The organism is Mesorhizobium sp. M7A.F.Ca.CA.002.05.1.1 (assembly GCF_003998335.1).
Taxonomy (GTDB): Bacteria; Pseudomonadota; Alphaproteobacteria; order Rhizobiales; family Rhizobiaceae; genus Mesorhizobium.
Map to the genome: position 1 here is coordinate 1 of NZ_RZQI01001182.1, position 1,478 is coordinate 1,478.

Consider the following 1,478-nt stretch of genomic DNA (forward strand, 5'->3'; position numbering starts at 1 on the left):
GTATTATCGCGAGCCGCTACCCGGCCCACGACTGGAATATCTATGCTGCCCAGGCCTCGGACGGCGACAATTTCGCCGGCGATTCAGAGCGATGCATTTCGCTTCTCAACGGCGAGCTCATGCGGCTGTGCCAGTATTTTGCCTATGTCGAGATCATCGACGAGCGTGAAGCCCATATTTTCGGCTCGACCGAAAACGGGACATCGCTGTGGCGTGCCTATAACGCCATCGACCAGAAATGGCCGAACTTCCAGATGAGCCGCATCGCTACGCCCGCCGATATCTACCCGGTCTTTCGCCAGCTTTTCGGCAGGCAGCCGGTCTCCCTCAAGCGGGCATGAGGGTTCCCGATGGTCAGACAAGCCAGCAAATCCAGCCTGCTTTTTTCGGGGTCCGACTGGGATTTCAAAACATTGTCGCGGGCCTATGACGCGATCGAGGCACTTGCGGTCGAAGAGCTTCATCTGGACACCTATCCCGTTCAGATGGAGATCATCTCCTCGCAACAGATGCTCGACGCCTATTCGTCCATTGGCATGCCATTGATGTACCGTCACTGGTCTTTCGGCAAACATTTCCTCCACCAGGATCTGCTCTATCGCAAGGGCGGGCGAGGGCTTGCTTATGAACTGGTCATCAATTCCAATCCCTGCATCGTCTATCTGATGGAGGAAAACACCATGGCCCTGCAGGCCTTGGTGACGGCCCATGCAGCGCTCGGGCACAATCATTTCTTCAAGAACAATCAATTGTTCAAACAATGGACGGATGCAGGTGCGATCCTCGGCTACCTGGACTTCGCCAAGGGCTACATAGTCCGTTGCGAGGAGCGGCACGGCCTCGCCGCCGTCGAGGCTGTGCTCGATTCCGCCCACGCGCTGATGGATCAGGGCGTGTTTCGCTATCACCGGCCGCCGAGGCTGTCTTCGGAACGGCAGCGCGAAGGAATTCGCGAGCGTCTCGAATACGAGGAGCGCTCCTACAACGACTTGTGGCGTACGCTGCCGCCTTCGCAGCAAGCGGCCAACGACAAGGGCCAGGACCCGGAGCGGAAGAAATCGCTAAACCTGCCTGAGGAAAACCTGCTCTATTTCCTGGAAAAGAACAGCCCGGTCCTGGAGCCCTGGCAGCGTGAGATCATCAGGATCGTTCGGGTCATCGCGCAATATTTTTACCCGCAACGGCAAACACAGGTGATGAACGAGGGCTGCGCCACGTTCGTGCACTATACGCTGATGAACATGCTGTTCGACCGCGGCCAGATCAGCGAAGGCGCCATGCTCGAAATCCTGCGCAATCATTCCAACGTGGTCTTTCAGCCGGCGTTCGACGATCCGCGTTTTTCAGGCATCAACCCCTATGCTCTCGGCCTCGACATGATGCAGGACATTCAGCGCATTTCGACCAAACCCACGGCCGAGGACCGCGATTGGTTCCCTGACATCGCTGGCCAGGGCAACTGGCGCGAGGTCCTGCTT

2 protein-coding genes are annotated in these 1,478 nt (G+C 57.6%); both read left to right on the top strand.

Annotation, left to right across the window (positions count from 1 at the left end; genetic code table 11):
- A partial coding sequence (locus tag EN939_RS33895; RefSeq protein ID WP_127271792.1) for a DUF444 family protein occupies nucleotides 1-341 on the top strand: 341 nt, incomplete at its 5' end.
- A gap of 9 nt (nucleotides 342-350) precedes the next feature.
- Nucleotides 351-1,478: SpoVR family protein (locus EN939_RS33900; RefSeq protein ID WP_127271794.1), on the top strand; the 1,128-nt coding region annotated here is incomplete at its 3' end.